Origin of the sequence: Phytoactinopolyspora endophytica (assembly GCF_004138495.1) — a bacterium.
Taxonomy (GTDB): domain Bacteria; phylum Actinomycetota; class Actinomycetes; order Jiangellales; family Jiangellaceae; genus Phytoactinopolyspora; species Phytoactinopolyspora endophytica.
The window spans coordinates 39,665-41,731 of record NZ_ML142863.1 but is presented as its reverse complement, the minus strand read 5'-3'; the positions used below and the strand labels follow the sequence as shown (position 1 = coordinate 41,731).

Sequence of the window (2,067 nt, the reverse complement as noted above, 5' to 3'; positions counted from 1 at the left end):
CGTGCGGCCGTGGTCTCGTCGGAGATCACGGCAGCGCGTCCATCCAGGCGGGGCCGGGAGGCCCGGCGTCGTCACGGGTGACACTCGCCTCGATGAGGCCGTATGGGCGGTCGTCGGCGTGGAAGACCTCACCCTTGTTCTCGATGCCGAACCGGTCCAGGTCGTAGAGGAAGTGATGCTTGTTCGGCGCGGACAGCCGCATCTCGGCGATCTGCGGGTAAGCCTCCAGCACGGCGGTTCCCATGGCGTAGAGCGTCTGCTGCAGTGCAAGTGACTCGAGCTCGGCGAACGTGCGCATCATGATCGCCTTGACGTCGTCGTAGACGGGGCCGAAGTCCACGTCCACCGTCGCGTAGCGCCACCTTGCCACCAGCGACGTCGCCAGCACCCTGTCGGTGGTGGGCTCCAGCACGGTGTACTCGTCCTCCAGGAAGCCCCAGAACTGCGAGCCGGTCGATTTGAGCAGGACCAGATCCTTGAACCCGGACAGCACCCATGCCGCTCCGGTGGCGTCCGCGGTCACCGCCGTCGTGCGGGTCTCCCGGCCGGCTCTGGCCCAGGTGTGGTCGTGGTCCCCGACTCTTTCCCACAGATGCTCGTCGACGACGACCCGGGCGGACTCGACCGGTTCGATGCCGCCGGCGAAATGCCGGGCCAGGGTGAGGGCGTACGTCTCGATCTGGTCGATCCCGTGCGTCTTGGCGAAGGCGTAGCACGCCTGCTTCTGGCTGTCGGTCGGCAGGATCCGGGACTGGTCGCCGGTGGTGTGCGCGTCGGTGAAGTCGCCACGCAGCGTCGTCGTGACTGTCACGTCCTTGATCTCGTGGCGGAGGGTGTCGCGATAGATCCGCACGACACGGTTCTCCGCCTTGCCGTACTGGTTGGGCCCGAGCACGATCGACATCAGGTTCAGCTCCCGCGATAGGTCGAGTAGGCGTAGGGGGAGAGCAGCAGCGGCACGTGGTAGTGCTCGGCGGCCTCGACGGTGAAGGTGATCGCCACTTCCGGGTAGAACCCCTTGCGGCCGGTGGCGGCGAAGTAGCCACCGGTGTCGAAGACGATGCGATGATGCCCGGCACCGAGGGCGGCGGCGCCGAAGCCGGGGATGCGGCCGTCGTCGTCCGTGACGCCGCGGACGACCTCGGTGCCGTCGAGGAGCTCGACTCGTACGGCCATCCCGGCGGCAGGTGTACCGGCGGCGGCATCGAGGACGTGGGTGCTGATGGTGGCGGCGCTCATGGCACGTCATCCTCTCCCGTGGTCGCCAGCTCGTCGAGGAGCTGGGACAGCCTGATCCGGTTGATCTTGGCCAGTTCTGCCTTCGTCACTGCATGCTCGGTGGCTGGGTCGTTGGCCAACCGGACAGTGAGGATGTCGAGGAGTTCCTGAGCCGTCTTGCCGGTGGCGCATACCAGGTAGACGTGGCCGAAGGTGCTCTCGTACGTGCGGTTGCCCTCGGCGATGAGCCGTTGGAGCTCGGCCTCGGCGGTGGCCATGCCGCTCTGCTCGGTGGCCGACCGTGAGCCGGCGGCTGTGCGGTCTCCGATGCGGGGATGCCCGGCGAGCGCCTCGTCGACCTCGGACGGAGTCAGACCGGCGACGACGCGGTCCGACGTGTCCAGCAGGGCGTTCCTGCCGTCGTAGGGCCGTGCCCGCGCGAGCTCGATGATCCACCGGCCCGCCGTGCAGCACGTGCCCAGGGCCGAGATCGCCACCGCCTCGGAGAGGTCGTTGAACGCCGTCAGGCCTGGGCTCATCGGTGCCACCGCGACCTCCTCTTCACCGGTCTATCGTGTTCCCCGGATCATCGCGCATACGCATTACGTCGATGTAAGGCGTCGGCCCAGGCGGTTGGATATATCGCCACGTCCCCGGCGACGCCACGGAGGTTACGGCGTGGGGCGCAGCAAGGTGCCGGCCACGGTGTTCTCGCCAAGCTCCGTTCCACGGAGCCACACCCGTCGGACGACGCCGCGCAGCTCTCGGCCGAGGTATGGCGTGACGGGGTTGCGGTGCCGGATCGTCTCTTCGCGGACGACGAACGTCTCGTCGGGTGCGAGCACGACG

General features: G+C 68.0%; 3 protein-coding genes and 1 pseudogene. All 4 read right to left on the bottom strand.

The window, feature by feature from the left end; all coding sequences use genetic code 11:
- Positions 1 to 25: 25 nt before the first annotated feature.
- Complete coding sequence (pucL, locus tag ELR45_RS24405) at positions 26 to 904, bottom strand: factor-independent urate hydroxylase (RefSeq protein WP_129668677.1); 879 nt, start codon at positions 902 to 904, stop codon at positions 26 to 28.
- Between the two features lie 5 nt (positions 905 to 909).
- Positions 910 to 1,239: a hydroxyisourate hydrolase gene (gene uraH / locus ELR45_RS24400; RefSeq protein WP_129668676.1), complete on the bottom strand. Its 330-nt coding sequence runs from the start codon at positions 1,237 to 1,239 to the stop codon at positions 910 to 912.
- A complete protein-coding gene (gene uraD, locus ELR45_RS24395) occupies positions 1,236 to 1,757 on the bottom strand; it encodes a 2-oxo-4-hydroxy-4-carboxy-5-ureidoimidazoline decarboxylase (protein WP_129668786.1) in 522 nt (173 codons plus the stop codon). Before uraD ends, uraH begins: the two co-directional genes overlap by 4 nt.
- A 132-nt stretch (positions 1,758 to 1,889) precedes the next feature.
- Positions 1,890 to 2,067 (bottom strand): annotated as a pseudogene (locus ELR45_RS42920) (allantoinase AllB); the annotation flags it as partial.